12 protein-coding genes are annotated in these 15,051 nt (G+C 66.9%); 3 read left to right on the top strand and 9 right to left on the bottom strand.

Going from position 1 to position 15,051, the window contains the following annotated elements; all coding sequences use genetic code 11:
* Nucleotides 1-9 precede the first annotated feature (9 nt).
* From VGL01_RS03185 to VGL01_RS03175, 3 genes are read left to right on the top strand one after another with little or no spacing between them, the layout of a single operon-like run.
* Nucleotides 10-273, top strand: coding sequence for an EscS/YscS/HrcS family type III secretion system export apparatus protein (locus VGL01_RS03185; protein ID WP_331566995.1), 264 nt, complete (start codon nucleotides 10-12; stop codon nucleotides 271-273).
* Between the two features lie 6 nt (nucleotides 274-279).
* Entirely contained in the window at nucleotides 280-1,101 is an 822-nt protein-coding gene (sctT, locus tag VGL01_RS03180) for a type III secretion system export apparatus subunit SctT (RefSeq protein ID WP_331566993.1), read from the top strand.
* On the top strand, nucleotides 1,098-2,216 hold the full coding sequence (locus VGL01_RS03175; protein WP_331566991.1) for an EscU/YscU/HrcU family type III secretion system export apparatus switch protein: 1,119 nt from the start codon (nucleotides 1,098-1,100) through the stop codon (nucleotides 2,214-2,216). Before sctT ends, VGL01_RS03175 begins: the two co-directional genes overlap by 4 nt.
* On the opposite strand, the gene VGL01_RS03170 is transcribed toward VGL01_RS03175, so the two are convergent.
* From VGL01_RS03170 to VGL01_RS03130, 9 genes are all read right to left on the bottom strand, one after another.
* The gene (locus VGL01_RS03170; RefSeq protein WP_331566989.1) at nucleotides 2,217-4,334 is read right to left on the bottom strand and encodes a flagellar biosynthesis protein FlhA; all 2,118 of its coding nucleotides are present in this window, start codon (nucleotides 4,332-4,334) and stop codon (nucleotides 2,217-2,219) included.
* A 75-nt stretch (nucleotides 4,335-4,409) separates the two neighbouring features.
* Nucleotides 4,410-7,964: a type VI secretion system membrane subunit TssM gene (gene tssM, locus VGL01_RS03165; protein ID WP_331566987.1), complete on the bottom strand. Its 3,555-nt coding sequence runs from the start codon at nucleotides 7,962-7,964 to the stop codon at nucleotides 4,410-4,412.
* A gap of 45 nt (nucleotides 7,965-8,009) precedes the next feature.
* Complete coding sequence (icmH, locus tag VGL01_RS03160) at nucleotides 8,010-9,338, bottom strand: type IVB secretion system protein IcmH/DotU (protein ID WP_331566985.1); 1,329 nt, start codon at nucleotides 9,336-9,338, stop codon at nucleotides 8,010-8,012.
* Complete coding sequence (gene tssK, locus VGL01_RS03155) at nucleotides 9,335-10,675, bottom strand: type VI secretion system baseplate subunit TssK (protein WP_331566983.1); 1,341 nt, start codon at nucleotides 10,673-10,675, stop codon at nucleotides 9,335-9,337. The genes icmH and tssK overlap by 4 nt, the downstream gene beginning before the upstream one ends.
* Nucleotides 10,662-11,276, bottom strand: coding sequence for a type VI secretion system lipoprotein TssJ (tssJ, locus tag VGL01_RS03150; RefSeq protein WP_331566981.1), 615 nt, complete (start codon nucleotides 11,274-11,276; stop codon nucleotides 10,662-10,664). Before tssJ ends, tssK begins: the two co-directional genes overlap by 14 nt.
* Complete coding sequence (locus VGL01_RS03145; RefSeq protein ID WP_331566979.1) at nucleotides 11,269-11,535, bottom strand: hypothetical protein; 267 nt, start codon at nucleotides 11,533-11,535, stop codon at nucleotides 11,269-11,271. Before VGL01_RS03145 ends, tssJ begins: the two co-directional genes overlap by 8 nt.
* Before the next feature lie 8 nt (nucleotides 11,536-11,543).
* Nucleotides 11,544-13,487 carry a type VI secretion system Vgr family protein gene (locus tag VGL01_RS03140; RefSeq protein ID WP_331566977.1) on the bottom strand — a complete coding sequence of 648 codons (1,944 nt, stop codon included), beginning with the start codon at nucleotides 13,485-13,487 and terminating at the stop codon, nucleotides 11,544-11,546.
* 60 nt (nucleotides 13,488-13,547) lie between these two features.
* Complete coding sequence (locus tag VGL01_RS03135; RefSeq protein WP_331566975.1) at nucleotides 13,548-13,937, bottom strand: DUF4280 domain-containing protein; 390 nt, start codon at nucleotides 13,935-13,937, stop codon at nucleotides 13,548-13,550.
* Between the two features lie 43 nt (nucleotides 13,938-13,980).
* Nucleotides 13,981-15,051: AAA family ATPase (locus VGL01_RS03130; protein WP_331566973.1), on the bottom strand; the 1,071-nt coding region annotated here is incomplete at its 5' end.

The following is a 15,051-nucleotide window of genomic DNA, read 5'->3' as shown; positions in this document are numbered from 1 at the left end:
CTGAAGCCGATGCCCGATTCCCTCGCCTTCATGCAGCATGCGCTCATTCTCACGTTCAAGATGTCGCTGATCGTCGCGCTCGTTGCCGCCTGTGCGGGTGTCACGATGTCGCTCGTGTTATCCGCCTTCCAGATCCAGGATCAAACGCTGCCGTACGCCGTCAAGCTCGTGGTCGTCTGCGCAACGCTCGCCGCGAGCGCCCACTCGTTCGGTATCGAACTCGTCCGCCTGGTCGAACAAGCATTCGCGCTCGCCGCGCTGCCGCGCGGATGAACGTCCATGCCCGATCCGCTCACGAACCCGCTCGGCCCGCTGCTGCCCCTCGTTCTTGCCCTCGGTCTCGGCGCGCTCCGCTGGGTGCCCGCACTGATCCTCGTGCCGATCTTCGCTCCGCACGCGCTGTCGCGCATCGCACGCATCGCCGTTGCACTGGCGCTTGCGCTGCCCATCGTGCCGGGTCTGCTGCCAGCCATCGCGGCGCGCGCGCCAAGCCCCGATCTCGCACTGGGCCTGGCACTGGGCCTGGCAGCGAAGGAATGCGCTATCGGCCTGCTGCTCGCGACCGTCCTTGCCGTTCCATTGTGGGCCGTCGAGTCAGCGGGGACCTGTCTCGACTATCAACGCGGCGCGAACGCACAGGCGCTCGACCCGACCGCATCGCCGGACGCCTCGGTCTTCGGCGCCTTGTTCAAGCACGCCTCCTGCGTCTATCTGATCCACGCCGGCGCGCTTCATGCGCTCGTCGCCGTCGTCTATGCAAGCTTCGCCGTCTGGCCGCCACTCGCGTGGCTGCCCGCGCTGGATAGCAGCACGTGGGCCGCGATCGAGCCATTGCTGACGGCCATGATGCGTCTGGCCGTCCTGCTCGCGCTGCCCTATTTGCTCGCACTCGTTCTCGTCGAAGTCTGCTTCGCCGTGCTCTCGCGAGCTGCTCCGCGGTTTCCGGCGTATGTCGCAGCGTTGCCGTTCAAAAGCGTCCTCGCGCTGCTCGTCGTCGCGCTGAGTCTGCCCGCGCTCCTCGATGCGCTCGCCCAGGCCACCTTCGCGCATGCCGAGGCCACCATGCACCTCCTCGGTCGCATGCGCGCCGATAGGCCATGAGCGAGAAGTCACTGCCGCCTTCCGAGAAGCGGTTGCGCGATGCGCGCGCCAAGGGTAACGTGGCACGCAGCGAGCCGCTCGGCGCATTGCTCGTCCTCGCCGCATCGACGGAGCTTCTTTTCTGGGGGCTCGACGCCGCCTGCGATGCCTGGCTCGATATAGCGGGCCTCGCGCTGGAGGCGATCTCCGCCGCGCGCCCGCTCGCTTCGGCGGCGCGGCTCGTGAGTGCATGCGCGCGGCTCATGGTGCCTGTCCTCGCTTGCATCGGCGCGACCGCTTTCGCTGCAACCGTATGCGGCGCGTGGATGGCAGGGTCAATGCATTTCTCGCCGAAAGTGCTGGCGCCGTCGCTCGCGCGGCTCGATCCGCTTGCACATTTTCGGCAGCTCGTTTCCGCTCGACATCTCACGGCGCTGGCCATCTCGCTCGTCAGCGCCGCGGCACTCGGCATAGCGGCCGCACTCGCACTCGCCGGTCGTGTGCACATCGTGCCGACGCTGCTCGCCCGGCAATCGTTGGCTGCGAACTGGCAAGCCGGCGTCGAAACCGCCCACTTCGTGATCCGCGTGCTGCTAGCCGCGCTCGCCGCTCCCGCATTCGCCAGCGTGTGGCTCGCGAAACGCCATCATCGGCGCGGACTGCGCATGTCGCATCGCGACATGAAAGAGGAACTGAAGCAGACCGCCGGCGACCCGCAAGTCCGGGCGCGCTTGCGCTCGGCGCTGATCGAGGCTTTGCTGGCCCCTGCCGGCCCGACGCTCGATGCGCCTCGTTCGGGCCGCGCGCTCGTGACGAATCCGGAGCATATTGCCGTCATGCTCCACTACGACGGCAAAACGCAATCGGTGCCCGTCGTCGTTGCGAAAGGCGTGGATGAAGCCGCCCGGCAGATGATCGACGCGGCACATCTGACCGAGATTCCCGTTTTTCACTTCCGCAAGCTCGCACGGCGGCTTCATGCCGACGTCCAGGTCGAAGCCACGATTCCCGCGGATTGCTATCGCGCTGTGGCGGTCGTCTACCGGCTCGTGGACGAACTCGATACGCTCGATGCACGCTGCACCGAACCGATCGAAATCGACGATCTCTTCTTCGACGAACGAGCCGAGATGTGATCACGCCGCATCGCGCGAGATCGTCCCCACCGCGCGCACGCGCTGCGTCGGCGTCAGTTCCGTATAGGCCAGCACATAGGCGTCGAACACTTCGTCGCGCAGCAAGAGCCGCAGCGGGCGGCGCAAGTCCTGTGCCGTCAGCACGACAGGTGTCGCGCCATGCTCGTCCGGCGGCCGGCATAACTCGGCCGCGCGCGTCAGCAAGTGCCCGGCAGTCTCGGGATCGATCGCCAACGTCCATCCCTGCGCACTCTGTTGCAGCGAAGCGCGCAACGTATCTTCGAGCGCGCGATCGACGAGGACCGCGTGAAGTATCCCGTCGCGCGCGAATTCCTGGCATATCTGCGCCTGGAGAGCGAGGCGCACATGTTCGGCGAGCATCGCCGTGTCCTTCTCCCTCGGCGCCCAACTGACGAGCGTCTCGACGATGACGCGTACGTTGCGAATCGACACGCGCTCGCCGACGAGCAACCGCAACACTTCGGCGAAACGTGGCAGCGGCATCACCTGAGCCAGCTCCTTGGCCGCGGCCGGCGTTTCGCGCTGAAGCCAGCCGAACACGATTTGCGCTTCATGGATCCCGACGAAGCGCGCTGCATGACGATGCAGCACCTGCGTGACGAGCCGCTCGAAATAGTCGACGGCATCGATGCCCGATGTGAGCGCGCCGGCGTCGATCCAACGCTCGCGTTCGATCCACACCGCCTTCGCAATGAGCGGGTAGCGCTGCGCAACCGCATGTACGCGAAGCGCGTCGCCGGATATCGCCTCTTCCCTGACACACAGGCTGTCGCAATGAAAGCGTCCATCCGCGGCAACGACCTCGTGAATGGCCACTTCGTAGGCATCGCCTTCGAGCCGGCGCACACGCTGGATGTCGATGTTCGGCACGGTCATGCCATGATGCAGCACGAGCCGGTTGCGCGCGCGCCGCGCGGCGCGCTCGAATCGAGCGAACCGCGCGTCGCCGGCCATGTGCTCCGAGATGAATACGACGATCGGCCGTATCGGCACGATCTGCCGCATGTCGCATTCGTCAGGGATCGGCGAATCCGGGTGCATCTCCGGCTCGCCCTTGCGGCGGGAATCGACGCCGGCCCGCTCGCGGCGCAGGCCGAGCGCACCGAAGCCGAGCATCGATGCCGAGACGAGCGCGAACGCTATCCACGGCATCCCGGGTACGGCGGCAAACGCTGCCGCAACGGTGCCGGCGACGATCCATGCCGCCGGCGCCGCCCGCATCTGGCCGAGCACTTCGCGGCCAAGCGTCGTGCCCTGCGGCGTCTGCGCCTCACCGCCGCGCGTGATGAGGACAGCCGCGGCGATCGAGATCAACAGCGCCGGGATTTGCGCCATCAGACCGTTGCCGATGGTCAACACGGCATAGCGATGAAGCGCCTCGCCAACCGTCATGTCCTTGTAGACGACGCCGATGGCCATGCCCGCCGTCAGGTTGACGATCACGATCACGAATCCCGCCACCGCATCGCCCTTCACGAACTTCATGGCGCCATCCATGGCGCCGTGCATCCGGCTTTCGCGCGCGAGCTCCGCGCGCAGGTGCGCCACCATGTCCGGGCGCGCGAGGCCGGCGCGCACGTCGGCATCGATGGCCATCTGCCGTCCCGGCATCGAGTCGAGCGAAAAACGCGCGGCCACCTCCGCCACGCGCTCGGCCCCCTTGGTGATGACGACGAACTGCACGACCGCCACGATGAAGAACACGATGGCACCGACGACGACGTGATCGCCGGCGACGAACCGGCCGAATGTCTCGACGATCGCCCCTGCGTCGGCGTGCATCAGAATCGAACGGCTCGTGCTGATCTCGAGGCCGAGCCTGAAGAGCGTCGTCAACAGCAGCACCGCCGGGAAGCTCGAGAAGGCGACCGCATTCGGCAGATAGAGCGAAAGCGCGATGAGCAACAGCGCTGTCGCGATATTGAGTGCGACAAGCGCGTCGATGACCGGCGTCGGCAACGGCAGCACCATCATGAACACGACAAGCGCGACGACGATAGCCACGACGGCATCGCTGCGCGCGCCGAATCGATGCAGCCATTCGAGCGTGCGCGCGAAAGCTATGCGCGGTCCACCCTGAGCATGATTGATATCCATAGCGCATTGAGTAACGCGCGGACCCCGAGCGGTTCCCTGGGGTACGCGCTTCAGGTGCGCTCCGGCGCGCTATGGTTAGAGCGTATCGACAAGCTGGAACTTGCTCAGCGCGTCCAATGCGAACGGATTGACGACGCTGCTGGCCGCGAGATCGAGCGACACTTTTCTGCCGCCGAGATCGAAGCTCAGATCGAAGCTGTCGGCCCGCTTGCGTGTCAGCTTGCCCAGGTCGAGCAAGCGAAACAGGCGCCACTGGCCCAGCGCATCGACCGCGCTGCGCCCGTCGGCCGCCGCGGGTGCGAAGTCGATTCGCGCCGGCTGCGGTGCCGCTGCGCCGGGCCAGTCGAACGAGACGGCGCGTCGCGGATCGTGCTGATAGTCGAGTGTTTTACCGGCGAGCGTCAGCACGAAACGCGTCAACGCAGGATCCATCGATTCGGGCGTGAGCGCGAAGCGCACCTGCATCGTCCGGCTGCCGTCCGGAAAGAACGCGTCGCGAATCGCCGCCGCTTCGCGGAACATCTCGAGCGTCTTCGCCGACATGCCCAGCGCTTTCGCCGACGGTTTCCAGCTCCAGTGGGGCGTGGACATATCGACGTACTGCTGCACGTTGTTGCGGAAAAACGTATCGATGAGACCGCCGGGGCCGAACACGCGCGTGAAATCGTCGAGCGTTACGTCGACTTGCGACGTCCTCACGAACGGATAGCGTCCGTCCAGCGCGGCGTGACCGAAAGGCGCGACGCTCGCGCGCCATAGCGCGTCGAGGCGCAACCGCTCGCCGGCAAGCGTCGCCGCGGTACCGCTTGCCGAGAGTCCGCGCAACATGCCGGCCATCGGTTGCGGCACACCGAGCGCGGCTTGATCGAGCGCCGTGAGCGCATCGCCCGGCGGCGCGGGCAGGCCATTCGCATGGGCGGCGTCGACGGCGTCGAGAAAAGCGCCTGCCGCGGCAAGCTCGCGCTGCACCTCATCGAGCGCCGACGGTTGAGCATCACGGCCCGAGGCCACGAACCGATGCAACGCTTCGAAATGGCGGTCCACGGGCCGGCCATCCGGGGGGCGGCCATCCGTGGGCCGGCCATCCGCAGCGCGCCCCTCCGCCACGGGCGCCCCCGAAGCCTCCGGCGCGGGCCCATTCACCGACGTAGCATGCTTCGCACGCCCTGAGCCGAAGATCGTTCCGGCACGCGCGAGCATGGTCCGCCATATCGATCGCGTCGCATGCCCCGGGCCCTTACCGCCATCGAGGGCACCAGTCGCATCGCCGGCCAGCGTCGTTTGCGTGGCCGCCGTCATCAGAAACGTGCGCAGCGGCGAATCCGGCCGTGCCAGGAATTTCACGATCGACGCGCCGTCACTTCCTTTCGGCAGCGGCCGCAGCGAGACATCGTTCAGGATGCCGTCCCATGCCGCGATGTAACGGTCGAAATAATAGCGGTCGATGTCGCCGCTCAGCATCGCCCGGCGTGCGGGATCGCCCGCCGGTGCCATGGTGCGGCCCATCACCCAGGCATTGCGATCGAGCGCTTGCAAGGCCGCCTCGCGCAACCCCAGAAACCGCGCGTAGCCTTGGCGCGTGTAGGCCCCCGGCACGCCGTCGGTCAGCGGCTTGCCGCTTTTGCGAATGAGGACGAGCCCCGCGTCGTCGCCGCCCATCATGTCGACCGAAAGCGGCTGCGGCATCGCTTTTTCGAGCTCGGGACGTATCGTGTCGAAGACGCGCTCGGCCACTGGAACGGTGCCGATGGCGGCACGCGCGCTCCCGACGAGCTCCGCATCGAGCGGCACGTCGGCCTTGAAGCTGCCCGTCCCGAAGAGCGCGTCGACATGCTCGAGCCAATCGGCTCCCTGGGCGTCGGTGAGCGGCAGCGAGCGCGCGTCGCTGGCGGCCCATGTCCGTACGGCGGAGGCATCGAAGTGGACTCGATCGCCCAGCATCAGATAAACGCACAGCGCGGCGTAGCGTGCCCCCGCATCGAGGCCCGGAGCCGCCAATGCGCGAGCGAGCCGCCGCGCGACGAACGGCTCGATCGTCGCGCGCAGCAACGCCTGGTACCTCACCCTGGCAGCGGTGCCGAGCTGCTCGCTCTGGCTCAGCCCGAAGCGGGAGGCGAGCGGCACGCGCGCGTCGTGCTGCGCATAACCGAGCGGCAGATTCCTCGCGGCATCGAGCACCGGCAGCATCGAAGCCGGCGCGTCCGAGTCCACGCCGACGCGGGCCAGCTGAGTCAACCTCAGGTCCGCGCGCTCGAGGGCCGCTATCGATGCGAGATTGCGTGCGTAGCTGATCGTGAGGCACGCAGCCACAACGAGCGTGCCAAGGGCGATAGCGGCCCAAGTCGCCCGGCGCGCGACGCGCTGCCGGCGCGTCGACGGAAGCCGCCGGCCTGCGAGGCCTGCCTCGCGAAACACGACTTCACGCAAAAGCCGCTCGATGAAGTAGCCGCGCCGCCGGCCGCTGCGCTCGCCACGACTCTCGCAGGCGGCCGGCGGAGCCGCCGTGAAGTAGACGCCGCGCAGCATGGCGTCGTCCATGTACGGCGACGCACCGAACGCCTCCTGCAAAAAGCCGCGCAACGACGGACCGAGCGCAGCGAAGCGCACGGGAAATCCGTAGATCGGTGCAGTGAGCCCCGGTTCGCCGGACGACGGCAACGATTCGACGACTCGCGCCTGCAGCCGGCGCACGAGCGCATCGAACCGGCTGCCGAAAGATGCGAGCGGCGAGCCCGCGTCGCTATCGACCTCGAACGTCGTGCCCCACACCTGAGCCCGCGCTCCCTCGTCCAGCGATTCAAAAAACGGCTCGAAACCCGGTAGCCGGTCGCATCGCGTCACGACGATATAAACCGGAAAGCGAATGCCGAAGGTGCGATGCATCGCATCGATGCGCTCGCGTATCGATGCGGCCCGGCCCTCGCGCGCCGATGCGGCGCTGTCGTCCAGCCATCCTGCGTCGACCGTGACGATGGCGCCATCGATCGCGCGCATCCGCCGGGTTTGCCGGAGCTTGCGCAGCAACGCTTGCCAGCCGTCGTTCGCGTCGTCCCCGTGCGGCGAGGCTTCGATGAGGATCGCCTCGTTGGCGAGCCACCAGCGGTACGGCGCAAGATCGTCGTCGACCTCCGCAAGCGCACGCTCATGCGAAAATTCGAGCCCGCTCGCCTCCAGCATCGCGCTCTTGCCGGTGCCGCGCTCGCCGAGCACGAGATACCACGGCAGCTTGCGCGCGCGCCAACGGCCCGCGCCCGGCAACCCGTTGCCGCGGATCAGCGCGAGCGCGCGGCGAAAGCTGCGCTCGAGCGCCGCCCGCGTGCGTCTTGCCGTGTCGGCCGCGGCTGCATCGGCCTGCGCCTGGCTATCGTCCTGCGTTTCGTTGCGCGGCGCCTTGCGCACGATGCGTACATCGCGCAGGCATTGCACGAGCCAACGCCCGAGCGCGAATGCCGCCCAGCATGCGAAGAGCGCAACCACGAGCCACGCGCGTGCCGACGGGCTGGCAAACGGCGTGCGGCCGTTGTAGCCGACGCGCGGCGCCTGATGCCAAATCAGCGTGAGTCCGAGGAGCATCGCCAAGGCCGCAGCGAATGTACGCCAGCTCACGCGTTCAACTATGCGAGGGATCACTTTTCTCATCTCCGACAAGCGCGGCGGACACTGCCCGTCGCGCACTCATAAGGCCGCGCCCGGCGCAAGCACGGTGATGACGACACGCCTGTTGCGCGCGCGTCCCGCGGCGGAATCGTTCGACGCGATCGGATCGAGCGCGCCGCGTCCTTGCGCGAGAAAGCGCTCGGGCCTGCCTGCTTCTTCGCGCAGCAGCTCGACGACGGAGGACGCGCGTGCAAGCGAGAGCTGCCAGTTGCTTTGCCCGCTCGCAAGTGGTGGTCGATCGTCCGTGTGACCGACGACGATCACGCGATCCGCGGTGCCGTCGAGCGCCGCGCCGATACGCCGGATCAGCGGCACGTCGTCGGGCCGTACCGTCGCGCGTCCCGACGCAAAGACGCCATCGCTGAGCAGCGTGATGACGGCACGATCGGATGTTCCGCCCACCGTCACGCGTTGGCTGGCAATCTCGGGCGCGAGCAGCGCGCTCAGCCTCTCGCGTAAGGCGGTTTCAGTCACCGCGGGTGCGGCCGCAGGCTGCGGCGCCGCAGTGGCAAGACGCACGGAGCGCAGCGAATGAATCACGGGCTGCGCTTGCTCCTGCAGCCGGTGGTCGAATACGGCTCCCAGTGCGGCGAGAAAAACGAGTCCGCCCGACAGCGCCAGCGCCGTGCCGTTGACGTACCGCCGCCGCCGTAGCGGCGCATGAGCGGCCTGCCATTGGGGCGAAAGCGGCGCGCGCGCACGGCCGCGTTCGGCCACGATGAGGCGGCGCAGTGTGTCCCGAACGCGCTCGAGTTCGGCGTGGCCGCGTGCCATCAATCGATAGCGCCCCGCCATGCCCAGCGACAGGATGACGAACAGCAGTTCGAGCGCATCGAGATGGCGTCGCGGCTCCTGCGAAAGCCCGTGCAGTATCGTGAAGAAGCGCTCGCCGCCCGACGCTTCGCCGAAAAACGTCACCAGCAGGCTTCTTGCGGCCCAGGCGCCACCGCCCCATGACGTTGCGGCAATCGTCTCGTCGATGAACGTGCACAGGCAGTAACGCGCGAGCGCAACGGTTTCGGCATCGATGCCTTTGGCGGTCGTTTCGTCGCCGAAGGTCTCGATCATCCCGGTAAGACGCGCGCGCAGCGGTTCCAGCGGCTGGGCCGCGCGTGCGTCGCGCAGCGCCGCGCCTGCCTCGATGAGCGCGTGCGCGGCACCGACGAGCGGATTCAGCCCCGATGTGAGCGCTGCTCGACGATGGGCCTCGGTTAACGGCAGCAACCCCGCATCGATACGCGTCTCTTCCGGCGCCACCTGTTTCTCAGCCGCCATCGAGGCGGCTCCGCTTTCGCCCGCAGCGGGATCCAACGCGGTAGCCGGCGGCAAGCTCATATTCTCGATCATGGTCGAATCGCCCACAGCTGCACCTCCAGGCCAGGAAAGTCACCTGCGACATGCAGCGCGATTGCGGCCGATGCCACGATCTGCGGCCATGAGTCGTCGGACGTGTCGAGCGCGAAATAGCAATAGCCGGCGTGAAACGGCAATTGACGCGGCGCCACGGGCAATCTGCGCAAGGCGACGCCCGGCAGTTGCAGATTGACCAGATCGTGAATCCGCTCGACCGGGCCCACTTTCGTTTGAGCTGGCAACGCCGTCGAGAGCGCTTCCGTCGCCATCTCCGCCTTCACCGCGAGCACGAACTCGGCGGTCTTCAGCAGCCGCGTATCGGGCACGCGCGCGATACTGACGCCGAACTGCGATTGCTCGAGGCCGATCGCGACCGCCTGCGGCTCCATCACCAGACTGAGCGATCGACGCAGTTCGTCGGCGAGCGGCGCGAAGGTGTCGGCGAGCGCGTCGTGACGGTAAGGCGCAGGTATCGCCGCGCGGCGACCGCTCGCAGTGAAGCCCGCCAACTCGCCCGCCAGTTGCAGCAGTTCCCGAAAGAGTGCCTCGGGATGCAGGCCCTTGACGCTCGCGAGATGCCGCATGAGCGGCTCGTTGCGATTGACGAGCTGCAGCAGCAGAAAATCGGCGATCTCGGCCGCGCCGTTGGCCCCCGGCTGAGCGAGGCGCGCGGCCAATGCGTCGCCGCGCTGCCGAAGCATGCCGGCCAGCTCCTCGATCAACGCCGCCAGTCGGCCGGCGACGCGATAATCGAGGCACGGCGGCACATACCCGCGATCGAGCACGACGCCGTTCGCCTCGCTGCACTCGACGACACGCGCAACGCCGAGCACGGCATACGCCTGCGTCACGTCGTCGGCAAATGCGAGCGACAACCGCAGCTTGCCCACCTCCATCTCCGTGCCTTCGCGCGAGTCCTCGTTGTTGTCGACGACGACGCACGCTTCGCGGCGGTAGCGGGCATAGCTCTCGTCGGCCGTCTTCTGCTCGCTCGCCATCTCCGCCACGCCGGGCCGCCTGAGCGGCAGCGCCAGCACGACCAGCGCGTCGCGGCGCGTCTCGGGAACGTCGAGCGGCAGCGGCAACTCGTCGTCGAGCGGCAGCACGAATGCGGTTCCGTCGGGCATGATGCCCTCGCACGCCGTCAGCGCCACCTTGCCGAGGCCCAATTGCGCCTCGTCGATGGCGAGCTTCCAAAAACCCCACCCGTAGTGCCGCCGCGTGCCCCAGCGCGCATCGATCTGACTGAGCCAGTAGCGGTCTTGCTGCTGAAGATGCTGCTGTTGCAACAGCATGCCCTCGGACCAGACCACCCGGTTATTCCACGTCATGATGATCTCCGTTTCCTATCGCGTTCGGCGGCGGTCGTTCGTTTGCGCCCCCGAACATGCTCGTCGCGGCCTTCCAGACCGGACCCATCCAGCGCGTCACGAGTCCGCGTTTCGGCGCGGGACGAGCCGGTGTCGTATCGGCCAACGTCACCGCCGAACTGCCGAGCGTCGCCGTCAATTCGACGGCGCCCGCGCTGCCGAGCGTCACCGAGGCGCGCCACTTTGCATCGTCGATGCGTTCGTACGCCGCCACGATGGCGACGGCGCGCGTCGCCGGATCGAGCAAACGCACGAGCGGCACCGTCTCGCCCGGGCTCACCGTGACCTCGGCGCGCCGCAGCAGCGCGCCCCCGAGCACGCGTGCATCGTGGTCGTACAGTTCGAAGAATGTCGCGCGATCGAGCGCATCTCTCGCACGCAACTCGTAGATCCGGACGATCACGGGCGTCGGCCGCCCCTCATCGTCGGGATTGAGTGTCGGCGACGCATGAATCGTCACGGAAAGCGTCGGCTGCGAGCGCGGAACGGGACTCGCACATCCCGCAAGGGCCGCCGAAATGACGATCGTCACCGCCTGCAGGCATCGCCGAGCGCTATTCATCTGCGCTCTCCCGTGCAGGCGTGGCGCGCTCGCAGACCGGCAGGCGAAAACCCTGACGCTGAGGCGGTGCGTGATCGGCGCGTGCCGCATTCGGCACCTCTCCGACGGCCCCACCCGTCGCAGGCGTGCCGAGCCCAAGCGGGTCGCGCGCGGCCACCACGGACGCGCCACGCGCGAGAAACGGCGAACCGGCCAACAGCCGCGATGTCGAGCGCAATGGATCGAGCGCGTCGACGCCTTTCGGAAGCGTTGAGGTCATGGCGGGCCTCATTTGATGGACGAGCCGTCGTCGGCCTCGTCGGGCGCGCTCGGCGATTCGGGCGAGGCATTCGCGCCCGAGCCAGCCGAGCCGCCGCTGTTCAAGCCGACGATCGGCCCCGAAATCTGTACCCCGGCGGGGCTGATCGCGACGAAGCTCTCCCCGACCTTGAGCGTCAGCAACGCTCTCGCTTCGATGCAAACGGTCGCACCGCCCGAGATCGAAACGAGTTCGGCGCTCGCGGCGTAGGTCATGCCCGCTTTGTGGACCACGTTCGCCTCCGCCTGAAGCGACGCGCTGCCATCGACTTTCACGTTTTGCGAACCGATGACGCTCAGGTGTTGAGAGCCCACCTTCACCAGTTGCTTGCCGCGCACGATCGTGTGCTGCGAGCCTCCCACCCACGTGAGGTCGTCCTTCTTGACGTAGGTATCGTGGCGGCCGCCGGTGTACAACAGCAGTTGCAGGTCCTTGTCGTTGAAGCGCACTTCGTTGCGCTCGGAACCTTCGATTGCCTTCGTCCTGATCGTGGAAACACCGCTGTTCGCGGGTAACTGATACGGGGTCTCGTTCGTGCTGTTGTAAACGCTGCCGACGATGAGCGGATGGTCGGGGTCGCCGTCGAGAAATGCGACCACCACTTCCTGCCCCACACGAGGCACGAACATGGCACCCCATGCCTTGCCCGCCCAGCCCTGTGCCACGCGCACCCAGCATCGCTGCATGCGCTCGCTGTCTTTTGGCGGGCTGAACTGCTCCCAGTGGAACTGCACTTTCACCTGCACATAGGCGCTCGCAGCCGTCTGGTCGCCCTCGGGGGCGACGACGATCGCAGTTTGCAAGCCCGTATGCGGGAGCGGCGTGCGCCGTTGCGGCCGGTACGGCCGGCTCTTGCGGATGGCGACGAACTCACAGTCGAACAGCGGCTCGGACGACGAGGCACCGGGCATCGATGCGAGCGCATCGATTGCGCCGAGTTCATACTCCGCTTCGACTACGAGATACTCCGCGTTTTGATCCGCGCGCGGGTAGCCGGTCAGCGAAAACGTCCCGCCGGGGTGCACGCCGCGCGCGCTGGCTCGGCCCACGGCACAGACGGCCTGAGCCTGGTGAGCCTCGACAAGCGTCTGAGCGTAGCGATGTCCGTCGCTTTGGGCGGCATAGCCGGGCGAATAGTCAGCGAGTACGTACGCACTGCGGCCCTCCTTCGACGACGCACGTGCGAGCAAGCCCTGGTTTTCGCTCGAGCGGGCTTTCTTGAAGTCGAACGCATTCACCTCGCTCGTGCCCGCCGCAAGCTCTTCTTCGAACGACCATCGATAGACCGACTCGGTCATCGGCTGCCCGCCGGTCACCCACGGCTGAAACGAGATCGTCCCGTAGTTCGCGATCGGCTCGTGCGCGCTCGGCGCATCGGCGAGCACCAGGATGTCCTTACCGCCGCGATGTTCGAAGTAGTAGTAGATTCCTTCGCGCTCCAGCAGCCTGGAGAAGAAGTCGAAATCGGTCTCGCGGTACTGCGCGCAGTGCGCGAGCTTCGGATAGCTGGCGGTACATCGGCTTTCGTAATCGACGCTGTAGTCGTCGAGCAGTCTGCCGACGATCTCCGGCACCGACAGATCATGAAAAAAGCGGCAGTGCGCGCCGCGCGTGAGCAACCACAGGCGCGGGCGAACCGTCGCCTGATAGCCGACCCGATGTGTGCCGCTCTCGTCGACACCGTAATCGACGAGGCCGACACGCGCGACGATCCCATTGAACTCGCGCATGCCGCCGACGGCCTCGATCGCGAGCGAGAGCGTCGTGCCGACGAGGTCATGGGTGCTGATATTGGCGGCATCGCTCGCGAGCTCGAGCTCGAATTCGAACGGCGTGGCGAGCGCTTCGCTTCCACGCATGCGGACCAGACGCAAGGTGTCGCCACCCACGCTGCTCTTGAGCTCGATCTCCATATCAGTGTCCGCCGCGGTTGAAATGTCGATTCATCGGTTTGGCGCCCGCCGATCCGGCGCTTACGGCACCATCGTGCGCAGGCTGCCCGCGAGGTCTATCGTGATCGCGCCCAGCCAGGTGCACATACATACGGACTCGTTCGTCAGGGCGGGAAATCCGCCCGCCAGTACATTCGGCGCGCCCGGCACCCAGGGCGCGACCGTCGCCGGCACACAGGGTGCGGGCGTGGGCGTGCCGAGCGCCGCCGCCGTCGCCGCGATGACCTCCGGATTCGTCGGCGCATTGCACATCCCGAAGGTCGGAATGTTGATGAGCGGCTTCGAATCCATGATCGAGGCGGCGGGGCGTCCTTCGACGATGACCCGCGCTTCGGGGAGCACGTTGAGCACCGAAGGCGCGAGACCGAACGAGCACTTCATCATTGCACCTGCAACGACTTGCTGAGCCATGAAAATTCTCCTTTCCCCAACCGAAGTCGGCTGTCGGTTTCGATCAGAAAAACGTGCACCGAATCGCATCGTCGGCGACGGTCACCTCCACGCGCTCCATTCGCGTTCCGCCTCTTTGCCGCGCGAGCAGCGCCTGCCCGATTTCCGGCAACAGCCGTTGAGCGATGACTGCATCGACGAGACGCGCACCGCTGTCGTTTTCATCGCATCGTCCGACGATCCAGGTCACGACGCCTTCGTCGAAACTCAATGCAATGGCGTGCTGGCTAGCCATCTGGTCTTGCACGCGTGCAAGCTGAAGTCCGACGATCGTGCGCAGCGCCGCTTCATCGAGCGGGTAATACGGAATCGTCGTCATCCGGCCGAGCAGCGCCGGCGCGAATACGCGCAGCAACGGGGCGCGCAGCGTCGCCGCGAGATCCTGCTCAGAAGGCATGGACGTGGCATCGGCACAGGCGCGCATCATGAGTTCGGTTCCGACATTGCTGGTCAGCAGGATGAGCGTGTTGCGGAAATCGATCACCCGCCCTTCGCCGTCCTCCATCCAACCCTTGTCGAATACCTGATAGAACACCTCGTGCACGTCGCGATGCGCCTTCTCCACTTCGTCGAGCAGAATGACGCTATGCGGCCGGCGACGCACGGCCTCGGTCAGCACACCGCCCTCGCCATAGCCGACATATCCGGGCGGTGCGCCCTTCAACGTCGATACCGTATGCGCCTCCTGGTACTCGCTCATGTTGATCGTGATGAGGTTGTGCTCGCCCCCATAGAGCTCGCCGGCCAGCGCAAGCGCCGTTTCGGTTTTGCCGACGCCGGACGGTCCGGCGAGCAAAAACACGCCAACGGGACGGCCGGGACGGTTGAGTCCCGCGCGAGCGGTCTGAATGCAACGTGCGATGCGCGCCGTCGCGTGAGCTTGACCGACGATGCGCGCATCGAGGCGCCGCGCGAGATCGAGCAGCGTTTCGACTTCATCGCCCACCATGCGCCCCACTGGAATACCGGTCCAATCCTGGACGACGGCGGCCACCGCATGACGGTCCACGCACGCCATGACGAGCGGTGCGTCGCCTTGCGTGGCCCGCAGCTCGCGTTCCGCGCGGCCGAGCGC

It is taken from the genome of Trinickia sp. (assembly GCF_036503415.1).
In the GTDB taxonomy this organism is placed as follows: domain Bacteria; phylum Pseudomonadota; class Gammaproteobacteria; order Burkholderiales; family Burkholderiaceae; genus Trinickia.
This window is presented reverse-complemented; position numbering and strand designations above follow the sequence as displayed.

Coding starts and splice junctions, on each gene's coding strand:
- VGL01_RS03185 (WP_331566995.1), top strand. CDS start 10: ATGCCCGATTCCCTCGCCTTCATGCAGCATGCGCTCATTCTCACGTTC.
- sctT (WP_331566993.1), top strand. CDS start 280: ATGCCCGATCCGCTCACGAACCCGCTCGGCCCGCTGCTGCCCCTCGTT.
- VGL01_RS03175 (WP_331566991.1), top strand. CDS start 1,098: ATGAGCGAGAAGTCACTGCCGCCTTCCGAGAAGCGGTTGCGCGATGCG.
- VGL01_RS03170 (WP_331566989.1), bottom strand. CDS start 4,334: ATGGATATCAATCATGCTCAGGGTGGACCGCGCATAGCTTTCGCGCGC.
- icmH (WP_331566985.1), bottom strand. CDS start 9,338: ATGATCGAGAATATGAGCTTGCCGCCGGCTACCGCGTTGGATCCCGCT.
- tssK (WP_331566983.1), bottom strand. CDS start 10,675: ATGACGTGGAATAACCGGGTGGTCTGGTCCGAGGGCATGCTGTTGCAA.
- tssJ (WP_331566981.1), bottom strand. CDS start 11,276: ATGAATAGCGCTCGGCGATGCCTGCAGGCGGTGACGATCGTCATTTCG.
- VGL01_RS03145 (WP_331566979.1), bottom strand. CDS start 11,535: ATGACCTCAACGCTTCCGAAAGGCGTCGACGCGCTCGATCCATTGCGC.
- VGL01_RS03140 (WP_331566977.1), bottom strand. CDS start 13,487: ATGGAGATCGAGCTCAAGAGCAGCGTGGGTGGCGACACCTTGCGTCTG.
- VGL01_RS03135 (WP_331566975.1), bottom strand. CDS start 13,937: ATGGCTCAGCAAGTCGTTGCAGGTGCAATGATGAAGTGCTCGTTCGGT.